This window comes from Pseudomonas sp. Pseusp49 (assembly GCF_059491875.1).
The window spans coordinates 1,293,532-1,319,099 of record NZ_CP168514.1 but is presented as its reverse complement, the minus strand read 5'-3'; the positions used below and the strand labels follow the sequence as shown (position 1 = coordinate 1,319,099).

The 25,568-nt window shown below is 59.8% G+C and carries 23 protein-coding genes and 2 tRNA genes; 19 read left to right on the top strand and 6 right to left on the bottom strand.

What is annotated here, in order from left to right; translation table 11 throughout:
* Positions 1–148 precede the first annotated feature (148 nt).
* From ACEN83_RS05735 to ACEN83_RS05715, 5 genes are read left to right on the top strand one after another with little or no spacing between them, the layout of a single operon-like run.
* A complete protein-coding gene (locus tag ACEN83_RS05735) occupies positions 149–931 on the top strand; it encodes a transporter substrate-binding domain-containing protein (protein ID WP_056720873.1) in 783 nt (260 codons plus the stop codon).
* A 56-nt stretch (positions 932–987) separates the two neighbouring features.
* Positions 988–1,716 carry an ABC transporter permease gene (locus tag ACEN83_RS05730; RefSeq protein ID WP_007971646.1) on the top strand — a complete coding sequence of 243 codons (729 nt, stop codon included), beginning with the start codon at positions 988–990 and terminating at the stop codon, positions 1,714–1,716.
* A complete protein-coding gene (locus ACEN83_RS05725; protein WP_007971647.1) occupies positions 1,713–2,423 on the top strand; it encodes an ABC transporter permease in 711 nt (236 codons plus the stop codon). The genes ACEN83_RS05730 and ACEN83_RS05725 overlap by 4 nt, the downstream gene beginning before the upstream one ends.
* A gap of 26 nt (positions 2,424–2,449) precedes the next feature.
* Positions 2,450–3,568, top strand: coding sequence for a succinylglutamate desuccinylase/aspartoacylase family protein (locus ACEN83_RS05720; RefSeq protein WP_495579732.1), 1,119 nt, complete (start codon positions 2,450–2,452; stop codon positions 3,566–3,568).
* A 13-nt stretch (positions 3,569–3,581) separates the two neighbouring features.
* Positions 3,582–4,346: an ABC transporter ATP-binding protein gene (locus tag ACEN83_RS05715; RefSeq protein ID WP_007971649.1), complete on the top strand. Its 765-nt coding sequence runs from the start codon at positions 3,582–3,584 to the stop codon at positions 4,344–4,346.
* Between the two features lie 55 nt (positions 4,347–4,401).
* Here ACEN83_RS05715 and ACEN83_RS05710 read toward each other — a convergent pair whose 3' ends face one another.
* From ACEN83_RS05710 to dcd, 3 genes are all read right to left on the bottom strand, one after another.
* On the bottom strand, positions 4,402–4,782 hold the full coding sequence (locus ACEN83_RS05710; RefSeq protein WP_495579731.1) for a hypothetical protein: 381 nt from the start codon (positions 4,780–4,782) through the stop codon (positions 4,402–4,404).
* 247 nt (positions 4,783–5,029) lie between these two features.
* Complete coding sequence (locus ACEN83_RS05705; RefSeq protein ID WP_033047523.1) at positions 5,030–5,239, bottom strand: hypothetical protein; 210 nt, start codon at positions 5,237–5,239, stop codon at positions 5,030–5,032.
* A gap of 107 nt (positions 5,240–5,346) precedes the next feature.
* Positions 5,347–5,913 carry a dCTP deaminase gene (gene dcd, locus ACEN83_RS05700; RefSeq protein WP_007940589.1) on the bottom strand — a complete coding sequence of 189 codons (567 nt, stop codon included), beginning with the start codon at positions 5,911–5,913 and terminating at the stop codon, positions 5,347–5,349.
* A gap of 353 nt (positions 5,914–6,266) precedes the next feature.
* Here dcd and ACEN83_RS05695 point away from each other — a divergent pair, with 353 nt between their 5' ends.
* Positions 6,267–6,476, top strand: coding sequence for a cold-shock protein (locus ACEN83_RS05695; protein WP_002554837.1), 210 nt, complete (start codon positions 6,267–6,269; stop codon positions 6,474–6,476).
* 160 nt (positions 6,477–6,636) lie between these two features.
* Here the strand turns inward: ACEN83_RS05695 and ACEN83_RS05690 are convergent, their stop codons facing one another.
* Positions 6,637–7,644, bottom strand: a complete 1,008-nt coding sequence (locus ACEN83_RS05690; protein WP_495579730.1) for a DUF481 domain-containing protein — start codon at positions 7,642–7,644, stop codon at positions 6,637–6,639.
* 164 nt (positions 7,645–7,808) lie between these two features.
* Between ACEN83_RS05690 and ACEN83_RS05685 the strand changes: the two genes are divergently transcribed.
* The 4 genes from ACEN83_RS05685 to ACEN83_RS05670 all read left to right on the top strand — a co-directional run bounded on the left by ACEN83_RS05685 (position 7,809) and on the right by ACEN83_RS05670 (position 12,598).
* Positions 7,809–8,162, top strand: a complete 354-nt coding sequence (locus tag ACEN83_RS05685) for an MGMT family protein (RefSeq protein WP_007971652.1) — start codon at positions 7,809–7,811, stop codon at positions 8,160–8,162.
* Positions 8,163–8,206: 44 nt separating this feature from the next.
* Positions 8,207–9,766 (top strand): AmpG family muropeptide MFS transporter, encoded by a 1,560-nt coding sequence (locus tag ACEN83_RS05680; protein ID WP_495579729.1) that lies wholly within the window; start codon positions 8,207–8,209, stop codon positions 9,764–9,766.
* Between the two features lie 143 nt (positions 9,767–9,909).
* Complete coding sequence (locus ACEN83_RS05675) at positions 9,910–11,625, top strand: proline--tRNA ligase (RefSeq protein WP_495579728.1); 1,716 nt, start codon at positions 9,910–9,912, stop codon at positions 11,623–11,625.
* Between the two features lie 19 nt (positions 11,626–11,644).
* Positions 11,645–12,598 carry a hypothetical protein gene (locus ACEN83_RS05670; protein WP_218486245.1) on the top strand — a complete coding sequence of 318 codons (954 nt, stop codon included), beginning with the start codon at positions 11,645–11,647 and terminating at the stop codon, positions 12,596–12,598.
* An 89-nt stretch (positions 12,599–12,687) separates the two neighbouring features.
* Here the strand turns inward: ACEN83_RS05670 and dinB are convergent, their stop codons facing one another.
* Positions 12,688–13,749 (bottom strand): DNA polymerase IV, encoded by a 1,062-nt coding sequence (gene dinB / locus ACEN83_RS05665; protein WP_007977673.1) that lies wholly within the window; start codon positions 13,747–13,749, stop codon positions 12,688–12,690.
* A gap of 301 nt (positions 13,750–14,050) precedes the next feature.
* On the opposite strand from dinB, the gene ACEN83_RS05660 reads away from it, so the two are divergent.
* From ACEN83_RS05660 to ACEN83_RS05645, 4 genes are all read left to right on the top strand, one after another.
* A tRNA-Met gene (locus ACEN83_RS05660) sits at positions 14,051–14,127 on the top strand.
* 231 nt (positions 14,128–14,358) lie between these two features.
* Positions 14,359–14,435: transfer RNA gene (locus ACEN83_RS05655), tRNA-Met, on the top strand.
* A gap of 278 nt (positions 14,436–14,713) precedes the next feature.
* The gene (gene mprF / locus ACEN83_RS05650) at positions 14,714–17,356 is read left to right on the top strand and encodes a bifunctional lysylphosphatidylglycerol flippase/synthetase MprF (protein WP_495579727.1); all 2,643 of its coding nucleotides are present in this window, start codon (positions 14,714–14,716) and stop codon (positions 17,354–17,356) included.
* Positions 17,356–18,651, top strand: a complete 1,296-nt coding sequence (locus tag ACEN83_RS05645; protein WP_495579726.1) for a virulence factor family protein — start codon at positions 17,356–17,358, stop codon at positions 18,649–18,651. The genes mprF and ACEN83_RS05645 overlap by 1 nt, the downstream gene beginning before the upstream one ends.
* 249 nt (positions 18,652–18,900) lie before the next feature.
* Here ACEN83_RS05645 and ACEN83_RS05640 read toward each other — a convergent pair whose 3' ends face one another.
* Positions 18,901–20,802, bottom strand: coding sequence for a potassium transporter Kup (locus tag ACEN83_RS05640; protein WP_007971169.1), 1,902 nt, complete (start codon positions 20,800–20,802; stop codon positions 18,901–18,903).
* A 292-nt stretch (positions 20,803–21,094) separates the two neighbouring features.
* Here ACEN83_RS05640 and rimO point away from each other — a divergent pair, with 292 nt between their 5' ends.
* The 5 genes from rimO to ACEN83_RS05615 all read left to right on the top strand — a co-directional run bounded on the left by rimO (position 21,095) and on the right by ACEN83_RS05615 (position 25,448).
* Positions 21,095–22,432 (top strand): 30S ribosomal protein S12 methylthiotransferase RimO, encoded by a 1,338-nt coding sequence (gene rimO, locus ACEN83_RS05635; protein WP_007971167.1) that lies wholly within the window; start codon positions 21,095–21,097, stop codon positions 22,430–22,432.
* Positions 22,433–22,544: 112 nt separating this feature from the next.
* Positions 22,545–23,018 (top strand): GNAT family N-acetyltransferase, encoded by a 474-nt coding sequence (locus ACEN83_RS05630; protein WP_495579725.1) that lies wholly within the window; start codon positions 22,545–22,547, stop codon positions 23,016–23,018.
* Between the two features lie 191 nt (positions 23,019–23,209).
* Positions 23,210–23,920 carry an rRNA pseudouridine synthase gene (locus ACEN83_RS05625; protein WP_495579724.1) on the top strand — a complete coding sequence of 237 codons (711 nt, stop codon included), beginning with the start codon at positions 23,210–23,212 and terminating at the stop codon, positions 23,918–23,920.
* Positions 23,921–23,996: 76 nt separating this feature from the next.
* Complete coding sequence (locus tag ACEN83_RS05620; protein ID WP_007971161.1) at positions 23,997–24,467, top strand: YehS family protein; 471 nt, start codon at positions 23,997–23,999, stop codon at positions 24,465–24,467.
* Positions 24,468–24,677: 210 nt separating this feature from the next.
* Positions 24,678–25,448: an SDR family oxidoreductase gene (locus ACEN83_RS05615; RefSeq protein ID WP_258684448.1), complete on the top strand. Its 771-nt coding sequence runs from the start codon at positions 24,678–24,680 to the stop codon at positions 25,446–25,448.
* Positions 25,449–25,568: the final 120 nt, after the last annotated feature.

Sequence of the window (25,568 nt, the reverse complement as noted above, 5' to 3'; positions counted from 1 at the left end):
TAAATCTGTCTCCGGCTATTTCCAGACACCTTTTAAAACGCTTGTTCGGCACTCTGGTTCGGAAATTGCTACTTTCAACAGGTCTTACGCTTTCCAGTAACAATAATTCTGCGCCACGAGCGCTCATATTGGTTTTAGGGATTGAATAATGAAAAAAGCATTGCTGACCCTTTCTGCACTGGCATTGTGCATGGCTGCTGGCTCCGCCATGGCGAAAGAATACAAGGAACTGCGTTTCGGCGTTGACCCTTCCTACGCACCGTTCGAGTCGAAAGCGGCCGATGGCAGCCTGGTAGGCTTCGACATCGATCTGGGGAACGCGATCTGTGCTGAACTGAAGGTCAAGTGCAAGTGGGTCGAAAGTGACTTCGATGGCATGATCCCTGGCCTCAAAGCCAACAAATTCGACGGCGTGATCTCGTCGATGACCGTTACCGAAGCCCGTGAAAAAGTCATCGACTTCTCCAGCGAACTGTTCTCCGGCCCAACCGCCTACGTGTCCAAGAAAGGTTCGGGTGTGACTGAAGACGTCGCTTCGCTCAAGGGCAAGACCGTCGGTTACGAACAAGGCACCATTCAGGAAGCCTACGCCAAAGCCGTTCTGGACAAGGCCGGCGTGAAAACCCAGGCCTACGCCAACCAGGACCAGGTCTACGCCGACTTGACTTCCGGTCGTCTCGATGCAGGGATTCAGGACATGCTGCAAGCCGAACTGGGCTTCCTGAAGTCGCCACAGGGCGCCGACTACGATGTCAGCAAGCCGGTCGACAACGCTTTGCTGCCAGCCAAGACAGCCATCGGCATTAAGAAAGGTAACACCGAGCTGAAAGCACTTTTGGATAAAGGTATCAAAGCGTTACACGATGATGGCACCTACGCCACCATTCAGAAGAAACACTTTGGCGATCTGAATCTGTACAGCGGCAAATAATGCCCGGCGCCCATCTCGCGATGGGCGCTTTTTTCATCCGATCAGGTTGCTGATTTATGTTCGAAAACCTATTAGAAAATCTGGGGCTCTCTGCCTTCAGCCTCAAGGGCTTCGGTCCGCTGCTGATGCAAGGCACCTGGATGACGATCAAGTTGTCGGCGTTGTCGCTGTTGGTGGCCGTGTTGCTCGGGCTGCTCGGTGCCAGTGCCAAGCTGTCAAAAGTCAAACTGATGCGCGTGCCTGCCCAGCTCTACACCACCCTCATTCGCGGCGTTCCGGACCTGGTCCTGATGCTGTTGATCTTCTACAGCCTGCAAACCTGGCTGACCTCCTTTACCGATTACATGGAATGGGAATACATCGAGATCAACCCGTTCAGTGCCGGGGTCATCACCCTGGGCTTCATCTACGGTGCGTATTTCACCGAAACCTTCCGTGGCGCGATCCTCGCCGTCCCACGGGGTCAGGTCGAAGCGGCCACCGCTTATGGCCTCAAGCGCGGCCAGCGTTTCTGGATCGTGGTGTTCCCGCAGATGATGCGTTATGCCCTGCCGGGGATCGGCAACAACTGGATGGTGATGCTCAAGGCCACCGCCCTGGTGTCGATCATCGGCCTCGCCGACCTGGTCAAGGCAGCCCAGGACGCCGGTAAAAGTACCTATCAGCTGTTTTACTTCCTGGTGCTTGCCGCATTGATCTACCTGGTGATCACCAGCGCGTCCAACTTCATTCTGCGCTGGCTTGAGCGTCGTTACTCCGCCGGTACCCGGGAGGCCGTACGATGATCGAACTTCTGCAGGAATACTGGAAACCCTTCCTCTATAGCGACGGCAACAACATTACCGGCCTGGCCATGACCATGTGGCTGCTCAGCGCGTCGATCTTCTTCGGTTTTCTCGTGTCGATCCCGCTGTCCATCGCCCGTGTATCGCCGCACTTCTACATCCGTTGGCCGGTGCAGTTCTATACCTACCTGTTCCGTGGCACGCCGCTCTATATCCAGTTGCTGATCTGTTACACCGGGATCTACAGCCTGGCCGCCATTCGGGCCCAGCCAGTACTGGACGCATTCTTTCGCGATGCGATGAACTGCACGATCCTGGCCTTCGCCCTGAACACCTGCGCCTACACCACGGAGATTTTCGCCGGGGCAATCCGCAGCATGGCCCATGGTGAAGTGGAAGCGGCCAAGGCTTACGGCCTGACAGGCTGGAAGCTGTATGCCTACGTGATCATGCCGTCGGCCCTGCGTCGCTCGTTGCCGTACTACAGCAACGAAGTGATTCTGATGCTGCACTCGACCACCGTGGCCTTCACCGCGACCATCCCGGACATCCTGAAAGTCGCACGGGACGCCAACTCGGCAACCTTCCTGACCTTCCAGTCGTTCGGCATCGCCGCGCTGATCTACCTGACCGTCACTTTTGCGCTGGTCGGCCTGTTCCGCCTTGCCGAACGCCGATGGCTGGCCTTCCTCGGGCCGACCCACTAGGTCTCAACCTGCTTCAGGAACAACAGATGCGCCACCAGAAACATGACCTGCTGGCCCCGCTGCCGGGGACCGCACGACAGATCCACAGTTTTCATTTCGGCCCACAACCGGCCAACGGCAAGATCTACATCCAGGCCTCCCTGCACGCGGACGAAATGCCCGGCATGCTGGTGGCCTGGCACCTCAAGCAACGCCTGGCGGAGCTGGAAGCCGCCGGTCGCCTGCGTAGCGAAATCGTGCTCGTGCCCATCGCCAACCCGGTGGGCCTGGAACAGGTGCTGATGGATGTGCCGCTGGGCCGCTACGAGCTGGAAAGCGGCCAGAACTTCAACCGCTGGTTCGTCGACCTCAGTGAAGAAGTCGGCAATGCGATCGAGGGCAAGCTCGATGACGATCCGCAGCACAACCAGCAACTGATCCGCAGCAGCCTGCGCGAAGCGCTGGCCCGGCAGTCTGCCGACACCCAACTGCAATCCCAGCGCCTGACCCTGCAACGACTGGCCTGTGACGCCGACATGGTGCTCGACCTGCATTGCGACTTCGAAGCGGTCGCGCATCTGTACACCACCCCGGATGCCTGGCCGCAGGTCGAGCCGCTGGCCCGTTACATCGGCGCCGAAGCCAGCCTGCTGGCGACGGACTCTGGCGGTCAGTCGTTCGATGAATGCTTCACCCTGCTGTGGTGGCAGTTGAAAGAGCGCTTCGGCGAACACTTCGACATTCCACCGGGCAGTTTTTCGGTGACCGTCGAATTGCGCGGTCAGGGCGATGTCAACCACCCGCTGGCCAGCCTCGACTGCCAAGCGCTGATCGACTACCTGATCCATTTCGGCGCGATCGCCGGTGAACCTGCGCCCCTGCCCGACTTGCCCTATCCGGCGACCCCGCTGGCCGGTGTGGAACCGGTAGCCACGCCTGCCGGCGGGCTGCTGGTGTTCACCGCACTGCCGGGGCAATACCTGGAAGCCGGGCAACTGATCGCCGAGGTCATTGATCCGATCAACGATCGCGTCACTCCCGTCCACTGCTCCGCCGCCGGGCTGATGTACGCCCGCTCGCTGCGCCGCATGGCCACTGCCGGCATGGTGATCGCCCACGTCGCGGGCACCGAAGCCTATCGCAGCGGCTATCTACTTTCGCCTTGAGGATGCACGCCCCATGTACAAATTGACCATCGAAGGCCTGCATAAAAGCTATGGCGACCATGAAGTCCTCAAAGGCGTTTCGCTCAAGGCCAAGACCGGCGACGTCATCAGCCTGATCGGCGCCAGCGGCTCGGGTAAAAGTACCTTTCTGCGTTGCATCAACTTCCTGGAACAACCCAACGACGGCGCCATGAGCCTCGACGGGCAGAACATCCGCATGATCAAGGATCGCCACGGCATGCACGTGGCCGATGCCGAGGAACTGCAGCGGATTCGCACACGCCTGGCCATGGTGTTCCAGCACTTCAACCTGTGGAGCCACATGACGGTGCTGGAAAACATCACCATGGCGCCGCGCCGGGTGCTGGGCTGCGACAGGAAAGAAGCCGAGGACCGCGCCCGGCGCTATCTCGACAAGGTAGGGCTGGCCTCCCGTGTGGCGGACCAATACCCGGCGTTCCTGTCCGGCGGCCAGCAACAACGGGTGGCGATTGCACGCGCACTGGCCATGGAACCGGAAGTCATGCTGTTCGACGAACCGACCTCGGCGCTGGACCCGGAACTGGTGGGCGAAGTGCTCAAGGTGATCCAGGGCCTTGCCGAAGAGGGCCGGACCATGATCATGGTGACCCACGAAATGAGCTTTGCCCGCAAAGTGTCGAGCCAGGTGCTGTTTCTGCACCAGGGCCTGGTGGAGGAAGAAGGCGCGCCGGAAGACGTGCTGGGTAACCCGAAAAGCGAGCGGTTGAAGCAGTTCCTCAGTGGCAACCTGAAATAACCACCGGCAGCAAGAGTGGAAGCCGGCTTGCCCGGCTTCCACCATCCATCAGCCGTTATGCCCCCGCTTGGTTTTCCAACCTGAAACTGCCATTACTCACTTGCAGACCATTAGCGTCCGTCCCGCTGAAGCGTCCGGCAAACTCCGCGTCACCGCCCACCGTCAACTCGAGCGTTCCTGGATAAAGCTCAGCCTCCGAGTTACCGGTCACATGGATGACCTTGGGAGTTGTCCCGCTGAGCTCCAAGCTGAAGCTGCCACTCTGGATGCCTATCGGCAAGTACACTAAAAACGCTGTCCCCTGACCGTTATCCGCCTCAATGCAATGCGCATTCAACGTCGGATAAAAATTGAGTCCATCCATTACGCGAAACTGCGTGGAGCCGTCTGTCGTGATGACCTCGGCACTCATATGCCCCGATCGATTTGTACTCATCTGAATGTTCCTTTTCATATTCGTAGTTAACTGCCCGATGCCCTGTTAAAGACACCAGGCACGTAGCTCGCAGATATAACCACGACCGTGCCCGTCGATTGGTTTCCACGACAGACACAGTTACTTCCGAATTTGTGCAGGCCGATTCAGACGCTACGTTCGTGAATTGCAAAAAAAAACAGGTGCGGATCCGCTTGATGAAGACACCCACAACCGTTCACCGAACATGAATGGCGGACTTCGAAAATCAGGCAACAGGCGCAGGCGGCGGCTCATCCGGCAGGGTTGGCTCTCCCGGCTCGTTGGGCTGCTCGTTCGGAGTATCAGGATCAGGCTGGCCGGGGATGCCCCCTGCCATGCTGACGGGCGGATGTGCCAATAACGACCAGGCCAGAACGCCAACCTGATTGGGTTCAAGCCTTGCCAGCTCGGCACTGATTCGCGGATCGATCTTCATTCGGCGCTCCTGGGCGATGGCCCGACCCGCCTTGCGCGGATCGGAACAGTACACTCCATAGAGTGTACGCCCGCCCAGGAATTCCCGACATTTGTCGGACGGTTGACTCAGGTGCGCGGCAGGGTCACGCCACGCTGGCCCTGATACTTGCCGCCACGGTCCTTGTAGGACACTTCACACTCTTCGTCCGACTCGAGGAACAGCATCTGTGCCACGCCTTCGTTGGCGTAGATTTTCGCCGGCAGATTGGTGGTGTTGGAGAACTCCAGGGTCACGTGACCTTCCCACTCAGGCTCGAGCGGCGTGACGTTGACGATGATGCCGCAGCGCGCGTAGGTGCTTTTACCCAGGCAAATGGTCAATACATTGCGCGGAATGCGGAAATATTCGACGGTGCTGGCCAGGGCGAAGGAATTCGGCGGAATGATGCACACGTCGCTGTGGATGTCGACGAAGCTGCCGGCATCGAAGTTTTTCGGGTCGACGATGGCCGAATTGATGTTGGTGAACACCTTGAAATGATTAGTGCAACGCACGTCGTAGCCGTAACTCGACACGCCGTAGGAGATCACACGGCTATCGTCGCTGCCGCGCATCTGGCGCTCGACGAAAGGCTCGATCATGCCGTGTTCCTGCGCCATGCGGCGAATCCACTTGTCCGATTTGATGCTCATGGCGGGTGTCCTGAATTGCGAGGTCGAAAAATTCTGTCCGGCATCTTACCGGGCGCGCCGCCGGGTTCAAAGTCCGGGGTGCAATTCTCGCTGAACAGGCAGGAATTACGCGCGTTGGCGACGAACCGTCACACCGCCGATCCTTAAAACAGAGAAACCTTCGCAAGAAGCATTGGCACGTCTCGGAAAAAGGGTTAAGGTGGCGCCACTGTGCTGCTTGTGTCACTGAGAATCTCTACACGATATGTTGAATTTCGATCCAACCATCTACAAGAATTTTTCCTGCTCTTTGCACTCAGTCTCGGCCAGGGTTCTTCCTGAGTCGCAGTTATCTTTGTTCAAGGAGTTACACCATGTCTAATCGCCAAACCGGTACCGTTAAGTGGTTCAACGATGAAAAAGGCTTCGGCTTCATCACCCCACAATCCGGTGACGACCTGTTCGTTCACTTCAAAGCTATCCAGTCCGACGGCTTCAAAAGCCTGAAAGAAGGCCAACAGGTTTCTTTCATCGCTACCCGCGGTCAGAAAGGCATGCAAGCTGAAGAAGTTCAAGTTATCTAACTTGTACTTGCTTTAGTAAAAAGCCCCGCCCTCAACAGCGGGGCTTTTTTGTGCCTGTGTGTTTTTCACAGGTAAAAAAGATCGCAGCCTGCGGCAGCTCCTACAGGGTATGCATAACACCCCTGTAGGAGCTGCCGCAGGCTGCGATCTTTTTAGCGTCTTACCAGGTCACGCCAAACCCTGCGGTGTAGCGTGTCTTGTCCAGATCCGCATCGTCGGTGCCGCTGATGATGTCCCGCTCCGCCTTCAGGTTCAGCGAAGCCCAGTCAGTCACCTTGTAGCGCAACCCCATCTCGGCATCGAGTGCGTAGTCAGCCACACCCGACAACGGCTTGCCGACCTCACCATTGGTGAAGAACTCCACACGCTTGCCGATCAGGTAGCGGTTGTAGTCCCACGTCATGGCCAGGGCGTAGAAATTTTCCTTGCTGCCATCGGCGAACTCATAGTCCGTGCGGTTGACCAGCGAGCCCAGGGAGAACGCCCCGAGTTCGTTATCCCAGAACTGATAGCCAGGGCCCGTACCAACGGTGCGTTGACGGGAAAGGTCTTCGACCTTGTCGCGTTTGTACACCAGGCGCCCCTGCCAGAACCATTGCTCGGTCAGGAACCGGTCGATGGAATACTCGGCCCGCCAGTTGTCCGTGGTCACCACGCCGTCCTGGAACTCGCGGTTGTATTCGCCTTCAGCGGTATGCCGCCAGCGACCGTGGCGCGCAGTGGTCTTGAAATCGATGTCGTAGTCATCGGTGTCGTTTTCCGCCCGCTGATAATCCAGCGCGACATCGACATTGCCTTTCCACACCAGATCCTCGACCACCGGTTTTGGCTTGAGAATCTGCTGAATGCTTGCCAGTTCGACCGTCTTCGGCGCCTCGCCATTGGCCAGCGTGACCTTGCCGGCGTCCGCCGCTTTCAGCGACTTGGCTTTCTCGCCCGTGTAGGCATCCTGCTTGACCAGCAACTCCTGATCACTGTCCAGGGTCTTGACCTGCTTCCAGTCGATCGTCACCGCACCGGCATACTCGGTCTGGATCAGCAGCTTGCCGCCATCGAACAGCGTGATCTTGCCACTGAGCTTGTCACCGTTCTTCAACCACACGGTATCGGCTAGCAAGGGAGTGGAGGCGCCAAGGACAGCGAGACATAGCAGGGATCTGGACAACATAAGCAAAATACAGGCGCTCGGGATTGCGAAAAAATCGGCATTATCCGTAGGAATAAGGCCCTGACAAGGACTGACCCGACTATTTCTATTGAGTTCATTTCTCAAGCCCCCGTGCAGGAATTACTCTACAGACGGTAAAGCAGACTTCTTCAGGACTGACGGACGTGACCGATCCAACCGATGAACCCGAGAGCGCAGCGCAAATCCGACGCACGGCGCTGTACCTGACTCTGGCGCAAGTTCCCGAGGGCAAAGTCGTCAGCTACGGCCAGTTGGCCGAGCTTGCAGGGTTGGGTCGCGCCGCTCGCTGGGTAGGCCGCACGCTCAGCCAATTGCCGAGCGACAGCAAACTGCCCTGGCACCGCGTTCTGGGCGCAAACGGGCGTATCAGCCTGCCGGTCGGCAGCCCTTCGGGCGATGAGCAGCGTGCACGATTACGCATGGAGGGCATCAGTGTCCTGAATAATCGTGTTGATATTCAGCGCCATGGCTGGCGTCCGGTAGAGCACAGCGGTTAGAGTGCGCGCTTTGTTTCCGTATTTCTTGAGGCAGACTCCAGCCCATGCCCCGTAAAACCTGGCGCGCCGCGCTCGCCGCTTATGCCAGCCCCTCGACACTCGTGCTGTTGCTGCTTGGCTTCGCCGCCGGCCTGCCCTACATGCTGGTGTTTTCGACACTTTCGGTCTGGCTCCGTGAAGCCGGCGTGGCGCGTGAAACCATTGGTTATGCAAGCCTGATCGGCCTGGCCTATGCCTTCAAATGGGTCTGGTCGCCCTTGCTCGACCAATGGCGACTGCCATTGCTCGGCAAACTCGGCCGACGACGATCCTGGCTCGTATTGTCCCAGGCACTGGTCATCCTGGGCCTGATCGGGATGGGTTTCTGTGACCCGCAAAAGCATCTGTCCTGGCTGATCGCCATTGCCGTGGTCGTCGCTTTCGCATCAGCGACGCAAGACATTGCAGTAGACGCCTATCGCCTGGAAATCGCCGAAGACAATCGCCAGGCCGCCCTGGCCGCCAGCTACATGTCCGGTTACCGGGTCGCTGCGCTGCTGGCGACCGCAGGCGCGCTGTACTTCGCCGAAGGCTTTGGCTCCACCGGCTTCAACTACAAGCATTCGGCCTGGGCCGGCACTTACATCCTGTTCGGCGCGCTGATGGTCCCGGCACTGCTGACATCCCTGTTCATGCGCGAACCACCCGTGCCGTTGCGCACGCAACTGCAGGCCGGGCGCTACAGCTTCATGCATCAGCTGGCCTCGGTGTTCGTGCTGATCATTTTGCTGGTGTCCGTGCCCGCCATGTTCACCCAGCTCTACAACACCGACTTCGCCAGCGTACTGTTCGAAGGCGTGAGCCTGCTCGACCTGCTGCTCGAAGACCGCGCATTCCTGCGGGCCATCCTCTACATCACGCTGACCGCCCTGTGCCTCTCGGCCATGGGTCGTCGCGGCCTGGCGCCGGTGCTGACGCCGGTCAACGACTTCATCCTGCGATACCGCTGGCAAGCGCTGCTGTTGCTCGGCCTGATCGCCACCTATCGCATGTCCGATACGGTCATGGGGGTGATGGCCAACGTTTTCTACATCGACCAGGGCTTCACCAAGGACCAGATCGCCAGCGTGAGCAAGATCTTCGGCCTGATCATGACCCTGGTCGGCGCCGGCATGGGCGGCTTGCTGATCGTGCGTTTCGGCATCCTGCCAATCCTGTTCATCGGCGGCATCGCATCCGCGGCGACCAACATCCTGTTCCTGATGCTCGCCGACATGGGTCCCAACCTGAACATGCTGGTACTGACCATCTCCCTGGACAACTTCAGTTCAGGCCTGGCCACCTCGGCCTTCGTGGCCTACCTGTCGAGCCTGACCAACCTCAAGTTCTCCGCCACCCAGTACGCCCTGCTCAGCTCGATCATGCTGTTGCTGCCACGCCTGATCGGCGGCTACTCAGGGGTCATGGTGGAGAAGTTCGGTTATCACGATTTCTTCCTGATTACCGCCCTGCTGGGCGTCCCGACCTTGCTGCTGATCGCCCTGCACTGGTTCCAGGAGAACCGCCGCGCAGGTCCGACACCCACTCCGGAGCCGCTGCGGACGCCGGTTGCCGAAGAATCGTAGGTTTTTTACGCAGGAATAATCGCGGAGGGCCGAGTGAATCGCGCCCTCCTGCCACACCACCGACCGCACGCCTGTACGCCAGCGGATCTCGCCCGTACAATGCTCCGTCATTTCTCGTCATCAGCAATCGATAACGGCCAACCATGCGCACCAGTCAATTTTTGCTCGCCACACAAAAAGAAACGCCTTCCGACGCGGTCGTGATCAGCCATCAGCTGATGCTGCGCGCCGGCATGATCCGCAAGCTTGCCTCGGGCCTGTACACCTGGCTGCCGATGGGCTTGCGGGTCATGCGCAAGGTCGAAGCCGTCGTTCGTGAAGAAATGAACGCCGCCGGCTCTCTCGAAGTGTTGATGCCGAGCACGCAACCGGCCGAGCTGTGGCAGGAATCCGGGCGCTGGGAAGAGTACGGCCCTGAATTGCTGCGCTTCAAGGATCGCCACGGCCGCGACTTCTGCGCCGGCCCGACCCACGAAGAAGTCATCACCGATCTGATGCGCAACGAGTTGAGCAGCTACAAGCAGCTGCCGATCAACCTGTACCAGATCCAGACCAAATTCCGTGACGAAATCCGCCCACGCTTCGGCTTGATGCGCGGCCGCGAATTCATCATGAAGGACGCCTACTCGTTCCACGCTGACCAGCCTTCGCTGCAGGTCACCTACGACCGCATGCACCAGGCCTACTGCAACGTGTTCACCCGTCTGGGCCTGAAGTTCCGCCCTGTTGAAGCCGACAACGGCTCCATCGGCGGCGCCGGCTCCCACGAGTTCCACGTGCTGGCCGAGTCCGGTGAAGACGACATCGTCTTCAGCAACGGCTCCGACTACGCCGCGAACATCGAGAAAGCCGAAGCCGTGCCACGGGAAACCTCGCGCGCCGCTGCGACCGAACAACTGCGTCTGGTCGACACGCCGAACGCCAAGACCATTGCGCAACTGGTCGAAGGCTTCGACCTGCCGATCGAGAAAACCATCAAGACCCTCGTGGTGCACGCCGAAGAGAAAGGCAAGCTGATCGCCCTGATCATCCGTGGCGACCATGAGCTGAACGAAATCAAGGCCGCCAACCAGCCAGGCGTGGCCAGCCCTCTGGTCATGGCCTCGGAAAGCGAACTTCGCGAAGCCATTGGCGCCGGCGCCGGCTCCCTTGGCCCGCTGAACCTGCCACTGCCAATCATCATCGACCGCTCGGTCGAACTGATGAGCGACTTCGGCATTGGTGCCAACATCGACGACAAACACTACTTCGGCGTGAACTGGGAGCGCGACCTGCCTGTTCCGACCGTTGCCGACCTGCGCAACGTCGTGGCCGGTGACCCGAGCCCGGACGGCAAAGGCACCCTGGAAATCAAGCGCGGCATCGAAGTCGGGCATATCTTCCAGCTGGGCAACAAGTACAGCAAAGCGATGAAGTGCGAAGTACTGGGCGAGAACGGCAAGCCGGTTACCCTGGAAATGGGCTGCTACGGCATTGGCGTGTCTCGCGTGGTGGCGGCTGCCATCGAGCAGAACAACGACGAAAACGGGATCATCTGGAGCGACACACTCGCGCCGTTCCAGATTGCCCTGGTGCCGCTGCGCTACGAAACCGAGCAGGTTCGCGAAGCCACCGACAAACTGTACGCGGAACTGACCGCTGCCGGCTTCGAAGTGCTGCTGGACGACCGTGACAAGAAAACCAGCCCGGGCATCAAGTTCGCGGACATGGAACTGATCGGCATTCCACACCGGATCGTGGTCAGCGACCGCGGCCTGGCCGAAGGCAACCTGGAATACAAGAGCCGTACCGAGGCCGACGCACAAGCGCTTCCGGTCGCCGAGGTACTGTCCTTCCTTCAGGCCCGCATCCGCCGCTGATAGCAGATATAGAGACGTCATGTTCAAGCGAAACACCTTAGGCCTCGGTGGCGCCGCCTTGTGCGGCGCCCTGCTGGTCAGCGGCTGTGCCAACCACATGTCACAACGTAGCGAGCACGAGGAACGGGTCGAGCGCAAATTGCTCGATCACAGCCTGCAGATCGATGTCGGTGAGCCCAAGGTGCTTGAGCTGCCGCAACGGCGGGTGAAAATCCACGAGCAGAAGACTTTCGAAGTCACCGAGTACGAAGTCACGCGTCACTATGACCGCTATACGCCGTACCAACCCTGGCGGGAGATCTATGAAATCCCGCTGGGCGCGGTGGCCGTGGTGGCGGGTGTCGGTGCCAACGTGGTCAATGTGTTCGCCCTCGGCAATCTGCCGGACAGCGTGACCAAAGACTGGCTGAGCTACGGTTTCGCCGGGCTCAACCCGTTCATGAACGTGCAGTCCCATGGCCGAGCGCAGCAGAACCTCGCCGGTATTGATGAAGTCCAGCGCGACAAACGCACGGAGTACTCAAGCCTGCCCTGGAGCGAGCGCCCGGTCGAGGTCAAGGCCGGCAAGGAAACCTTCGAGCTGACCACCGACAAAAACGGCGTGTTGCGCTTGAATCTGTTGGATAACCCGTTCGCTGAACATGACATCAATCATCTGAGCCGCTTGCTGATTCGTGTTGAGGCTGCTCAGGACAACGTGCACACCGATGCCACCCTGGCCGTCAGCAGCACCTTGCGCAGCAAGCTCTATGAGGCCCACGGGCTGATTTATGACGATCTCGAAGGCGACGAAGTCAGCCAGTGGGTCCACCGGGTCAAACGCCTGTCGGAGCTGGGTCTTGAAGAAGAAGCCAGTGAGCTGGAACAGAGCCTGATCGAGCTGACGCGCAACGATCCCGAATTGCAGACCGAGTTCCTGAAGTCGCTGGCCCGCAACGGCGAGCGACTGGTGGCGAATCCGGGGCTGAACTAACCAAAAGATCGCAGCCTGCGGCAGCTCCTACAACAGATCGCATTCTTCTGTAGGAGCTGCCGCAGGCTGCGATCTTTTATGTTACAGGCCTACCGCTCAAACAACTCCATCTGCTCGAACCCGCCCCGCAAGTCCTCCAGCCGCACGCCCACGCCCAACAACCGCACCGGTTTACCGCCACGATTGAAGGCCTGGGTCAGCATCAACTGATAACTTCCCAGATCCCGCCCTGCCCCGGCCTGCTCCAATGTCGTCTGCGTGAAGTCGTGAAATTTCACTTTGACGAATGGCTTGCCCGGACGATAACTGCTGTCGATTCGCGCCATGCGACCGGCCAGGGTCTCCAGCAGCTCGGGCAACTTATCCAGACAACTCTTCAGGTCCGGCAGGTCAACGTCGTAGGTATTTTCGACACTGATTGACTGACGACGACTGTCATTGTGCACCACACGCTCATCAATCCCACGGGCCAGGCTCCAGAGTCGCTCGCCAAAGCTGCCGAACTCACGCACCAGCGCCAACTTGTCCCATTCGCGCAATTGCAGGCAATCCGTGATTCCCAGCTTGCCAAGCTTGTCGGCGGTGACTTTACCGACTCCGTGCAGCTTGCTCACCGGCAAGCCACTGACAAAGTCCTCGACCTGATCCGGAGTGATGACGAACAGTCCGTTGGGCTTTTTCCAGTCACTGGCGATCTTGGCCAGAAACTTGTTCGGCGCCACGCCCGCCGACACGGTGATGTGCAACTGATTGGAGACCCGGCGCCGGATGTCCTGGGCAATTCGCGTTGCACTGCCAGCGAAATGCGCGCTGTCCGACACATCGAGGTAGGCCTCATCGAGCGAGAGCGGTTCGATGATCTCGGTGTAATCGCGAAAGATCGTGTGGATTTCCCTGGACGCTTCTCGATAGGCATCCATGCGTGGCTTGACGATGGTCAGGTCCGGGCACAGCTTCAAGGCATGCCCTGAAGACATCGCCGAACGCACCCCATACGCCCGCGCCTCATAATTACAGGTGGCGATCACCCCGCGCCGGTCCGCCGACCCGCCCACCGCCAGTGGCTTGCCGGCCAGACGCGGGTCGTCACGCATCTCAATGGCGGCGTAGAAACAGTCACAGTCGACGTGGATGATCTTTCGCTGAGTCATGGCAAAGCAGAGTTCATGGCAAGGAAAAGGCGTATTGGTGTGACGGACATCCAGTATCTCACCGACACCTGTATATAGCACCAGTAGTCTGAATGTTCTTTTCGAGGCGTGGGAAATGTCGTTGGTAAATTTATTTTTTCAATCAGAAAAACATTCCCGATAGAGCCGCAGGCCTTGCCCCGCCTGCCTCACAGGCTGACCAACCCACTCATCGGCAAGCTAACCGATTGAAGATGAACAGGTTTTATATGAATTGCAGGTTGACACCCCAGCGTATCTCTATAGAATGCCGACACACAGACGCGGGATGGAGCAGTCTGGTAGCTCGTCGGGCTCATAACCCGAAGGTCGTCGGTTCAAATCCGGCTCCCGCAACCAAACATCAAAAAAGGCTACTCGAAAGAGTGGCCTTTTTTGTGCGTGCCTGTTTTGTAACGCCGGCAGCGAAACTCGCCATCCCTGCTGGCCCGAGCAGTCAGCAGAAATCGTTCTGATTCCGAAACTTAGGCGAAGACTGCGACCGTTTGCCGCGCTTTAACGTTTATTTGACCTGGTTCGGGATTAACGGTTGACACCCTGACGATTCTCTATAGAATGCCGCCACACAGACGCGGGATGGAGCAGTCTGGTAGCTCGTCGGGCTCATAACCCGAAGGTCGTCGGTTCAAATCCGGCTCCCGCAACCAAACATCAAAAAAGGCTACTCGAAAGAGTGGCCTTTTTTGTATCTGTTGAAAAAGTCCTTTCGCAACAATGATCTGTCACTGTGCAGCAAGCCGTTTGGGGCCACCCATGCGCCGGGTTCAGACTATGCTCTATCGCAGGCTGAAGCCTTCACGACTGATGTCGCGCCGTCCCCGCCGCCCGGTGATAGGCGTTAATATTTGTGATTATTTTTTTCTACAGGGATTGGTAACTTGGCTGGATACCCCCATCCTGTCGCGCACAATCCAAGAGGTGATTGATGCGCGCCAACTCGTCTGATTCACAAGACACTGTCACAGCGACACAACCGATCAAGGCTGAGCGTTTGCGCCTGCTTGATCGATTGAGCAAATACCGTCAACCCATTGGCCTGGCGGTCACCCTGCTGTTGTTCGCGATCGCGTTGATTGCCTGTCGCCACCTGCTGAGCGAACTCGACCTTTACGCGCTGCACGACTCGATCCTCGAAGTTCCAAAACCTGCCTTGTTGGGCGCCCTGGGCGCAACCGTGGTGGGCTTCATCATTCTGCTCGGCTACGAATGGTCGGCCAGCCGCTATGCCGATGTGAACCTGGCACCGCGCACGCTGGCACTGGGCGGGTTCACGGCCTTTGCCATCGGCAACGCCATCGGCCTTTCAATGTTGTCGGGCGGCTCGGTGCGTTATCGCCTCTATGCCCGTCATGGCCTGGGAGCAGCTGAAGTCGCGCGCATGACGCTGTTTGCCAGCCTCTCGCTGGGTTGCGCCCTGCCGCCGCTGGCCGCCCTGGCGACGCTCAGCGACCTGCCTGCCGCCGCCACCGCCCTGGGAATCTCCGAGACATTGCTTGGCATAGTGGCGAGCGCCGTGCTCGTGCTGTTTTCGGTGCTGGCCATCGGTATCTACCGTCGCCGGTTGCCGGAACAGCCTTACCCGGACAACCTGCTGGTCAGGATCGGGCGCCGCAAACTGCGCCTCCCCGGGACTCGCCTGACGTTCCTGCAACTGATCATCACCGCCCTGGACGTTGCCGCCGCCGCAACGGTGCTCTATCTGTTGCTGCCGGAAACGCCACCCTTCGGTGCGTTTCTTCTGGTTTACCTGTTGGCGCTGGCCGCTGGCGTGCTCAGTCATGTGCCGGGCGGTGTCGGGGTGTTCGAGGCGATCTTGCTGGCAGCCTTTTCCGACACACTGGGTGCTGCGCCGCTGGCGGCCGCCCTGCTGCTCTATCGCTTGATCTACGTGGTCCTGCCCTTGCTGGTGGCCTGCCTGCTGTTGCTGGTCAACGAAGGTCAGCGCCTGTTCCAGACTCGCCAGACATTGCGCGCGGCCTCGGGCCTGGCGGCGCCGATACTGGCGGTGCTGGTGTTTTTGTCCGGTGTTGTCCTGCTGTTCTCCGGCGCCACCCCGGAAATCGACACCCGCCTGGAACACATCGGTTTTCTGATCCCCCATCGATTGGTCGATGCTTCGCACTTTGGCGCCAGCCTGGTCGGCGTGCTGTGCCTGTTGCTGGCCCAGGGCCTGCGCCGCCGGTTGTCGGCCGCGTGGATGCTGACCACCATCCTGTTGCTGGTCGGCGCCCTGCTCTCACTGCTCAAGGGTTTCGACTGGGAAGAAGCCAGCCTGATGGTGCTGACGGCGAGCCTGCTCGGGGTATTCCGCCGCTCGTTCTACCGCCCCAGCCGTCTGACCGAAGTACCGTTCTCGCCGCTGTACCTGGTGGCCAGCCTGTGCGTGCTCGGGGCGTCGATCTGGTTGCTGCTGTTCGCCTATCAGGACGTTCCGTACAGTCATCAACTCTGGTGGCAATTCACTCTGGACGCCGATGCCCCTCGCGGCCTGCGTTCGCTGCTCGGGGCCGCCGTGCTGCTGGTCGTGGTGTCGCTGACCTGGTTGCTGCGCACCGCACGTCCGGTCATTCACCTGCCGACACCCGAAGAGCTGGAGCGCGCCAGCAAGATCCTCATGGCCTCCGCGCAACCCGATGGCGGCCTGGCCCTGACCGGTGACAAGGCGCTGCTGTTCCACCCCAACGACGAGGCGTTCCTGATGTACGCCCGTCGCGGCCGCAGCCTGGTGGCGCTGTATGACCCGATCGGCCCGGGCCAGCAACGGGCGGAAATGATCTGGCAGTTCCGCGACCTGTGCGACATCCACCACGCCCGCCCCGTGTTCTATCAAGTGCGCGCAGAGAACCTGCCGTACTACATGGACATCGGCCTGACCGCGATCAAGCTCGGCGAAGAAGCCCGGGTCGATCTCAAGCGTTTTGATCTCGAAGCCAAGGGCAAAGAGATGAAGGACCTGCGCTACACCTGGAACCGTGGCACCCGTGACGGCCTGTCGCTGGAGATCTTCGAGCCGGGCCAGGCGCCGATGGATGACCTCAAGGTGATTTCCGATGCCTGGCTGACCGGCAAGAACGTCCGCGAGAAAGGTTTTTCGCTGGGCCGTTTCAGCGACGACTACCTGAAGTATTTCCGCATCGCGGTGATTCGTTTCGAAGGACGCCCGGTCGCGTTCGCCAACTTGCTCGAGACCTACGGCCACGACCTGGCCAGCCTCGACCTGATGCGCGCGCACCCGGACGCCCCGAAGCTGACCATGGAATTCATGATGGTCGGCCTGATTCAACATTATAAAAACCATGGATACGCGCGTTTCAGCCTGGGCATGGTGCCGTTGTCGGGGTTGCAACCCCGTCGCGGCGCGCCATTGACCCAGCGCTTGGGCTCGATGGTATTCCGCCGTGGTGAGCAGCTGTACAACTTCCAGGGCTTGCGCCGCTTCAAAGACAAGTTCCAGCCTGATTGGGAACCCCGTTATATGGCCGTGCCCGCCGGACTCGATCCGCTGGTTGCGCTGGCCGACACTGCTGCCCTGATCGCGGGCGGCCTGACCGGATTGGTGAAACGCTGATGATTCAACGCTCCTTGCGGTATGTATTGGGCACACTGGTGATAGTGGCCCTGATTCTCGGTGGCGGTTTCTGGTACCTGAAACGTCCGGCGCCGGAACCGACCCTCGAATCCCTGACCCCGACCGATGGTGCGGCGATGACCCGCGTCATCCCCGGTACAACACCTCGCGCCCAGGTGCTGGTGGCGGTCAACGAAGACCAGAAACTCAGCGACAAGCAATTGATGACCCTGAGCCGCAGCGGCTCGGCGCAGATTGTCCAGGTGATCCTGCCCAAGGACTGCCTGCTGCAAAGCCGCGCCCTGCAATCGGGCCTGAGGGAACTCAAAGGCCCGGCGACCCTGGTCAGCGGCATCGGCCCGGGTGCCGTGCTGGCCTGGCGCTGGTTGTCCGAGCAAAAGGACGACAAGGCTTACGCCGTCTCGGTCGACCTGGCCCTGGAAAAGGGTGGCTGCACTCACCTGCTGCCCAAAAGCGCGGCCCACGGCCATTGGCTGGCAGCGTGGAACGACAACCCGGACGACACCAGTGCCGGCTTCGTGCGTGATCAACCGAACGCCGAAACCAGCATCAGCGACTACGACATCAACCTGCCGCAAGTGCTGAACAACGAACTGCGCAAGATCCTCGTCGGTGGCGACAAAGCCGCTGGCGGCCTGCAAATTCCGGTGGTCGAAGTGCCCGCCGGTCAGGCCAGGGACACCGTGACCCTGTTCCTGTCCGGTGACGGCGGCTGGCGCGACCTCGACCGCGACGTGGCGGGCGAGATGGCCAAGATCGGCTACCCGGTGGTGGGCATCGACACCCTGCGCTACTACTGGCAGCACAAGAGCCCTGAGCAAAGCGCGCTGGACCTGGCCGAACTGATGCAGCACTACCGGCAGAAATGGGGCACCAAACGCTTCATCCTGACCGGATACTCGTTTGGTGCCGACGTTCTGCCGGCGATCTATAACCGCCTGGCCGAATCGGAACAGCAACGCGTCGACGCGATCATCCTGCTGGCCTTCGCCCGCACCGGCAGCTTCGAGATCGAAGTCGAAGGCTGGCTCGGCAACGCCGGCAAGGAAGCCGCCACCGGCCCGGAGATGGCCAAGCTGCCAGCCGCCAAAGTGGTATGCATCTACGGTGAAGAAGAAACCGACGAGAGTGGCTGCACCGATAAGACGGCGGTAGGCGAAGCCATCAAGCTGCCTGGCGGCCACCACTTCGACGAGAACTACCCGGCGCTGGCCAAGCGTCTGGTGGAGGTGATCGAGAAGCGGCAGCCGAAGGAAACGGCGGCTACAGAGTGATCTGACAGCCCGCAAAAAGCCCCCGCTGCCTTACGGTCCCGGGGGCTTTTTCATTCTGGAGCACCACAGATCCCCTGTGGGAGCGGGCTTGCTCGCGAAGGGGGCGTGTCAGTCGACATAGATGCAATTTGACACACCGCTTTCGCGAGCAAGCCCGCTCCCACACTGAATTTCCATAGTCTTCCCGTTTTGCACGCACCCACAAAAAAGCCCCCGCCGCCGCAAGGCAACGGGGGCTTTTTTGGTCACTTACATCTCGACCTGAGTACCCAACTCAATCACCCGGTTCAGCGGCAGATTGAAGAAACGCAAATTGCCGTTGGCGTTCTGCAACATGAAGGCAAACAGCGCCTCGCGCCAACGAGACATGCCTTCGAGCTTGGAGGCGATGACCGTCTCGCGACTGAGGAAGTACGTGGTGCGCATCGGGCTGAAGTCCAGTTCATCGAGATGACACAGCTTCAACGCCTTCGGTACGTCCGGCTCGTCGGTGAAGCCGAAGTGCAGGATCACCCGGAAGAAACCTTCGCCGTAGGAATCCACCTCGAAGCGCCGCGTCGGCGGTACCCGCGGGATGTCTTCGTACACCACCGTCAGCAGCACCACTTGCTCATGCAGCACCTGGTTATGCAGCAGGTTGTGCAACAGCGCGTGGGGCACGGCATCCGGCCGCGCCGTGAGGAACACGGCAGTACCCTGAACGCGATGGGGCGGTTGTACCGCGATACTGCTGATAAAGATCGGCAGCGGCAAACCACCCTCATCGATGCGCTCGACCAGCAACTGCTTGCCGCGTTTCCAGGTGGTCATCAGCACAAACAGCGCGAAACCGGCGATCACCGGAAATGCACCGCCCTGAACGATTTTCGGCACGTTGGCGGCGAAGTACACACCGTCTACCAAGAGGAAACCCAACAGGATCGGCACCACAAGCACCGGTGGCCACTTCCAAAGCAGCAGGATCACCGCGGACACCAGGATACTGGTCATCAGCATGGTCCCGGTCACGGCCACGCCGTAGGCCGAGGCCAGGGCGCCGGAGGATTCGAACCCCAGCACCAACAGCACCACGCCGACCATCAACGCCCAGTTCACCGCGCCGATGTAAATCTGGCCCTGTTCGGCACTGGAAGTGTGCCGGATGTGCATGCGCGGAATGTAACCGAGCTGGATCGCCTGACGGGTCAGGGAGAACGCGCCGGAAATCACCGCTTGCGAGGCAATCACCGTGGCCAGGGTCGACAGGCCGACCAGCGGGATCAGTGCCCAGCTCGGTGCCAGCAGGTAGAACGGGTTACGGGCAGCTTCCGGATCGCCCAGCAGGAGCGCGCCCTGGCCGAAGTAGTTCAGCACCAGCGCCGGCAGCACGAGGATGAACCAGGCACGAGCGATCGGCTTGCGACCGAAGTGGCCCATGTCCGCGTACAGCGCTTCGGCACCGGTCAGTGCGAGCACCACGGCACCGAGAATCGACAGGCCCATGCCCGGATGCACCATGAAGAAACGCACGCCCCACACCGGGTTCATCGCTTCCAGGACTTCCGGATGCTGGCTGATGCCATAGACGCCCAGTGCACCCAGCACCAGGAACCAGGTGACCATGATCGGCCCGAACAGAATGCCGATGCGCGCGGTCCCGTGACTCTGGATCAGAAACAGCGCGACCAACACCACCAGTGACAATGGCACCACCCAATGGTCGATGCCTTCGAATGCCAGCCCCAGGCCTTCAATCGCCGAAAGCACGGAAATCGCCGGGGTAATCATGCTGTCGCCATAGAACAGCGCCGCACCGATCAGTCCGCAAACCACCAATAGTGTGCGCAACTTCGCGTGGCCCGCCGCCGCCCGCCGGGCCAGTGCGGTCAGGGCCATGATCCCGCCTTCGCCCTGGTTGTCGGCGCGCAGGACGAACATCATGTACTTGATCGACACGACCCAGATCAGCGACCAGAAAATGAGTGCCAGAATCCCCAGCACCCCGTCATGGTTGACCGGCACGCCATAGCCTCCGGAAAACACTTCCTTGAGGGTGTACAACGGACTGGTGCCGATATCGCCATAAACCACCCCGACTGCCGCGACCAGCATACCGATCGGCTTCACCGCCGAATGCTCTGCACCGGCAGCCTGACTACTTGCCTGACCCATCCACCACTCCTACTTCTCAGACCCGGGCTTCTTTGAAAGAAGCACTATGCTTTGTCGTGCAGCATGCGCTGTTTTACTTCAGGTTACAGACGTTTTGTTGACTGTAAAAAACCAGTAAAGCGTAACGGCGCGAAGCATAGCGCAGCACTCGTCGTATTTCCCTGCATAAAGCTGGTCAAGTGGGCTTACCATCGCTAGAATTGCGCACTTTTTGACCAGAGGCGCCAAATAAGCGCCCGTCCGTCGTCTTGCCGCACTCGGCACGAGGCGTCACAAAATACCGAGGTTAGACATGTCCACCACTCCTGCGTCGGCCAATCCAAAGGTTGGCTTCGTATCCCTGGGCTGCCCCAAAGCACTGGTCGACTCCGAGCGCATCCTTACCCAGCTGCGCATGGAAGGCTATGACGTTGTCTCCACTTACCAGGACGCCGATGTCGTGGTGGTCAACACCTGCGGCTTCATCGATTCGGCCAAGGCCGAGTCCCTGGAAGTGATCGGCGAAGCCATCAAGGAAAACGGCAAGGTCATCGTGACCGGCTGCATGGGCGTCGAAGAAGGCAACATTCGCGACGTACACCCGAGCGTGCTGGCCGTGACCGGTCCGCAGCAGTACGAGCAAGTGGTCAACGCCGTGCACGAAGTCGTGCCGCCACGCCAGGACCACAACCCGCTGATCGACCTGGTGCCGCCACAAGGCATCAAGCTGACTCCGCGCCACTACGCCTACCTGAAGATTTCCGAAGGCTGCAACCATAGCTGCAGCTTCTGCATCATCCCGTCGATGCGCGGTAAACTGGTCAGCCGTCCGGTGGGCGACGTCCTCGACGAGGCCCAGCGCCTGGTCAAGTCCGGCGTCAAGGAACTGTTGGTGATCTCCCAAGACACCAGCGCCTATGGCGTCGACGTGAAATACCGCACCGGTTTCTGGAACGGCGCGCCGGTGAAAACCCGCATGACCGAACTCTGCGAAGCCCTGAGCACCCTCGGCGTCTGGGTTCGCCTGCACTACGTTTACCCGTACCCGCACGTTGACGAGCTGATCCCGCTGATGGCCGCCGGCAAGATCCTGCCGTACCTGGACATCCCGTTCCAGCACGCCAGCCCGAAAGTGCTGAAGTCGATGAAACGCCCGGCCTTCGAAGACAAGACCCTGGCACGCATCAAGAACTGGCGCGAAATCTGCCCGGACCTGATCATCCGTTCGACCTTCATCGTCGGCTTCCCGGGCGAAACCGAAGAGGACTTCCAGTACTTGTTGAACTGGCTGACCGAAGCCCAGCTCGACCGTGTCGGCTGCTTCCAGTACTCGCCGGTAGAAGGCGCACCGGCCAATGACCTGGACCTGGAAGTCGTCCCGGACGACGTCAAGCAGGACCGTTGGGAGCGCTTCATGGCGCACCAGCAGGCCATCAGCTCGGCGCGCCTGCAAATGCGCATCGGCCGCGAGATCGAAGTGCTGGTCGATGAAGTCGACGAGCAAGGCGCCGTGGGCCGCTGCTTCTTCGACGCCCCGGAAATCGACGGCAATGTATTCATCGACAACGGCAGCAACCTCAAGCCAGGCGACAAGGTCTGGTGCAAAGTGACCGACGCCGACGAATACGACCTGTGGGCTGAACAGATCTAAACGCAAAAAATACAAAAAGCCCCGCTCTCTTGACGAGATGCGGGGCTTTTTTACGGCTATCGTTTGCACATGGAAGGATTCCTATCAACCACTGCATAAGAGGCAGACGGGCATGCGTCAGCATTCGGTCATCCACACGCCGAAACTCGGCGACTACGAAGAATTGACCCGGGTCTGGGAGGCCTCGGTGCGCGCCACCCACGACTTCCTGCCGGACAGCTACATCGCACTGCTGAAAAATCTGGTGCTGACCCGCTACCTCGACTCGGTGATGCTGATCTGCACCAAGGATTCGAGCCAGCGCATCACCGGATTCGCCGGCGTCGCGGCAGGCAAGATCGAAATGCTCTTCATCGACCCCGACCATCGCGGCCAGGGCCTGGGCAAGAAATTGTTGCGTTATGCCCTGGAACACCTGAACGCCGATGAACTGGACGTCAACGAACAGAACCCGCAAGCCCTCGGCTTTTACTTCAAACAGGGTTTCGAGGTCATCGGTCGCTCGGAAGTCGATGGCATGGGCCAGCCGTATCCGTTGCTGCACATGCGTATGCGTCATCCAGAACAACTCACACGCAGTGGCTGACACAACCAGGAACCAAATGTGGGAGCGGGCTTGCTCGCGAAGAGGCCATCAAATTCAACATCGATATTGGCTGATAAACCGCTTTCGCGAGCAAGCCCGCTCCCACAAAACGCCTCACGGTGCAAATGGAACCGGGATTAACCGGCGCCAGGCAGGTACAATGCCTACCCCCTTTTTGTTACGGCCCTGACATGACTGACCCGATTCGTCTCTCCAAACGCCTCATCGAACTCGTCGGCTGTTCCCGTCGGGAGGCTGAGCTGTTCATCGAGGGCGGCTGGGTCACCGTCGACGGCGTGGTCATCGACGAGCCGCAATTCAAGGTCGACACCCAGAAAGTCGAGCTTGATCCAGAAGCCAAGGCCACCGCGCCGGAACCGGTGACCCTGTTGCTCAACGTGCCGGCCGGCATGGATGCATACACCGCCATGGCCACCCTCGGCGCCGAGACCCTGAGCGAAGAACACCGCTACGGCAAGCGTCCGTTGCGCGGGCACTTCCTGCGCCTGACCGCCAGCACCGACCTGCAGGCCAACGCCAGCGGGCTGCTGGTGTTCACCCAGGACTGGAAAATCCTGCGCAAGCTCACCGCCGACTCCAGCAAGATCGAGCAAGAGTATGTGGTCGAGGTTGAAGGCGAGATGGTGGCTCACGGCCTCAACCGTCTGAACCATGGCCTGACTTACAAGGGCAAGGAGTTGCCGGCGGTCAAGGCCAGTTGGCAGAACGAAAACCGCCTGCGCTTTGCCATGAAGAACCCGCAACCGGGCATCATCGCCCTGCTGTGCCAGGCCGTGGGCCTGAAGGTCGTCGCCATCCGCCGCATCCGCATCGGCGGCGTGTCCATCGGCAAAGTGCCCGTGGGGCAATGGCGCTACTTGTCCGGCAAAGAGAAGTTCTAAGGCTATCCGCGCCGCCACACTTTTCGGTGCTGCTGTTTTCGGCGGCACCCATAGCTGAATTATCAGGACCGCACACATGATTCATAACGACGTACTGCGCAGCGTGCGCTACATGCTCGACATCAGCGACAAGAAAGTCATCGAGATCATCAAGCTCGGCGGCCTGGACGTGACCCTGGCAGACCTGGTGACCTATCTCGACAAGAAAGAGGAAGACGAGGAAGGCTTTGTACGCTGCCCGGACGAAGTCATGGCACATTTCCTCGACGGCCTGGTGATCTTCAAGCGCGGCAAGGACGAAAGCCGTCCGCCGCAGCCGATCGAAGTGCCGGTGACCAACAACATCATCCTGAAAAAGCTGCGGGTCGCATTCGAGCTGAAAGAAGACGACATGCACGCGATCCTCAAGGCCGCCGAGTTCCCGGTGTCCAAGCCTGAGCTGAGCGCGCTGTTCCGCAAGTTCGGCCACACCAACTATCGCCCGTGCGGCGACCAGTTGCTGCGCAACTTCCTCAAGGGCCTGACCCTTCGCGTTCGTCCCCAATAAACCACCGCCCCCCCTGTAGGAGCTGCCGCAGGCTGCGATCTTTTGATCTTGTTTTTAAAAATCAAAATAAAAAGATCGCAGCCTGCGGCAGCTCCTACACAGGTGGTTCAGGGCTTGGCCGTATGGCCATTCATTCCGCGCAAAAATAGTGGCTCCGTTTCGAACGGCTGACGACTAGGGTATCAAGACCCTCAGCTCTCAGGATTCGCCATGCATCCCTACTTCTCCCTGCAAGGCCGCACCGCCCTGGTGACAGGCGGCACCCGTGGTATCGGCAAGATGATCGCCAAGGCCTACGTCGAAGCAGGCGCCACCGTGTACGTCTGCGCCCGCGACGCCGAAGCCTGCCGGCAAACCGCCGACGAACTCGGCGCGCTTGGACACTGCCACGCCATGGTTGCCAACCTCGCCACCGAAGAGGGCGTCCTGCAACTGGCCACACGCCTGGGGGAGCAGATTTCCCATCTGGACATCCTGGTGAACAATGCCGGCACCACCTGGGGTGCACCACTGGAGAGCTACCCGATCAAGGGCTGGGAAAAAGTCATGCAGCTCAACGTGACATCGGTGTTCAACTGCATCCAGCAATTCCTGCCCCTGCTGCGCAAGGCCGGTTCAGCGCAGAATCCCGCGCGAATCATCAATATTGGTTCGGTGGCCGGGATTTCATCCTTCGGCGAACAGGCGTATGCCTACGGGCCGAGCAAGGCGGCGCTGCATCAACTGTCGAGGATTCTGGCGCGCGAACTGGTGAGCCAGCACATCAATGTCAATGTGATCGCACCGGGTCGTTTTCCGAGCAAGATGACCCGGCACATTGGCGATGATGAACAGGCACTGGCCGAGGATACGGCGCTGATTCCAATGAAGCGCTGGGGCCGCGAGGAAGAGATGGCGGCGCTGGCGATCAGCCTGGCGAGTACGGCCGGAGCCTATATGACGGGGAATATCATTCCTCTGGATGGCGGGTTCAGCCTTTAAAAGATCGCAGCCTGCGGCAGCTCCTACAGAGGAATTCGTTCTGCGTAGGAGCTGCCGCAGGCTGCGATCTTTTGATCTTTAAGGCATCATCCCGGTCTGACTCCGCCTCGACCTCAAACC

Excerpts from the sequence above, each read along its gene's own strand:
- ACEN83_RS05720 (WP_495579732.1), top strand. The coding sequence starts at position 2,450 with ATGCGCCACCAGAAACATGACCTGCTGGCCCCGCTGCCGGGGACCGCA.
- ACEN83_RS05710 (WP_495579731.1), bottom strand. The coding sequence starts at position 4,782 with ATGAGTACAAATCGATCGGGGCATATGAGTGCCGAGGTCATCACGACA.
- ACEN83_RS05715 (WP_007971649.1), top strand. The coding sequence starts at position 3,582 with ATGTACAAATTGACCATCGAAGGCCTGCATAAAAGCTATGGCGACCAT.
- ACEN83_RS05735 (WP_056720873.1), top strand. The coding sequence starts at position 149 with ATGAAAAAAGCATTGCTGACCCTTTCTGCACTGGCATTGTGCATGGCT.
- ACEN83_RS05690 (WP_495579730.1), bottom strand. The coding sequence starts at position 7,644 with ATGTTGTCCAGATCCCTGCTATGTCTCGCTGTCCTTGGCGCCTCCACT.
- ACEN83_RS05620 (WP_007971161.1), top strand. The coding sequence starts at position 23,997 with ATGATTCATAACGACGTACTGCGCAGCGTGCGCTACATGCTCGACATC.
- ACEN83_RS05630 (WP_495579725.1), top strand. The coding sequence starts at position 22,545 with ATGCGTCAGCATTCGGTCATCCACACGCCGAAACTCGGCGACTACGAA.
- ACEN83_RS05670 (WP_218486245.1), top strand. The coding sequence starts at position 11,645 with ATGTTCAAGCGAAACACCTTAGGCCTCGGTGGCGCCGCCTTGTGCGGC.
- ACEN83_RS05680 (WP_495579729.1), top strand. The coding sequence starts at position 8,207 with ATGCCCCGTAAAACCTGGCGCGCCGCGCTCGCCGCTTATGCCAGCCCC.
- ACEN83_RS05705 (WP_033047523.1), bottom strand. The coding sequence starts at position 5,239 with ATGAAGATCGATCCGCGAATCAGTGCCGAGCTGGCAAGGCTTGAACCC.
- ACEN83_RS05695 (WP_002554837.1), top strand. The coding sequence starts at position 6,267 with ATGTCTAATCGCCAAACCGGTACCGTTAAGTGGTTCAACGATGAAAAA.
- rimO (WP_007971167.1), top strand. The coding sequence starts at position 21,095 with ATGTCCACCACTCCTGCGTCGGCCAATCCAAAGGTTGGCTTCGTATCC.
- ACEN83_RS05640 (WP_007971169.1), bottom strand. The coding sequence starts at position 20,802 with ATGGGTCAGGCAAGTAGTCAGGCTGCCGGTGCAGAGCATTCGGCGGTG.
- ACEN83_RS05725 (WP_007971647.1), top strand. The coding sequence starts at position 1,713 with ATGATCGAACTTCTGCAGGAATACTGGAAACCCTTCCTCTATAGCGAC.
- ACEN83_RS05625 (WP_495579724.1), top strand. The coding sequence starts at position 23,210 with ATGACTGACCCGATTCGTCTCTCCAAACGCCTCATCGAACTCGTCGGC.
- mprF (WP_495579727.1), top strand. The coding sequence starts at position 14,714 with ATGCGCGCCAACTCGTCTGATTCACAAGACACTGTCACAGCGACACAA.
- dinB (WP_007977673.1), bottom strand. The coding sequence starts at position 13,749 with ATGACTCAGCGAAAGATCATCCACGTCGACTGTGACTGTTTCTACGCC.
- ACEN83_RS05730 (WP_007971646.1), top strand. The coding sequence starts at position 988 with ATGTTCGAAAACCTATTAGAAAATCTGGGGCTCTCTGCCTTCAGCCTC.
- ACEN83_RS05615 (WP_258684448.1), top strand. The coding sequence starts at position 24,678 with ATGCATCCCTACTTCTCCCTGCAAGGCCGCACCGCCCTGGTGACAGGC.
- dcd (WP_007940589.1), bottom strand. The coding sequence starts at position 5,913 with ATGAGCATCAAATCGGACAAGTGGATTCGCCGCATGGCGCAGGAACAC.
- ACEN83_RS05675 (WP_495579728.1), top strand. The coding sequence starts at position 9,910 with ATGCGCACCAGTCAATTTTTGCTCGCCACACAAAAAGAAACGCCTTCC.
- ACEN83_RS05645 (WP_495579726.1), top strand. The coding sequence starts at position 17,356 with ATGATTCAACGCTCCTTGCGGTATGTATTGGGCACACTGGTGATAGTG.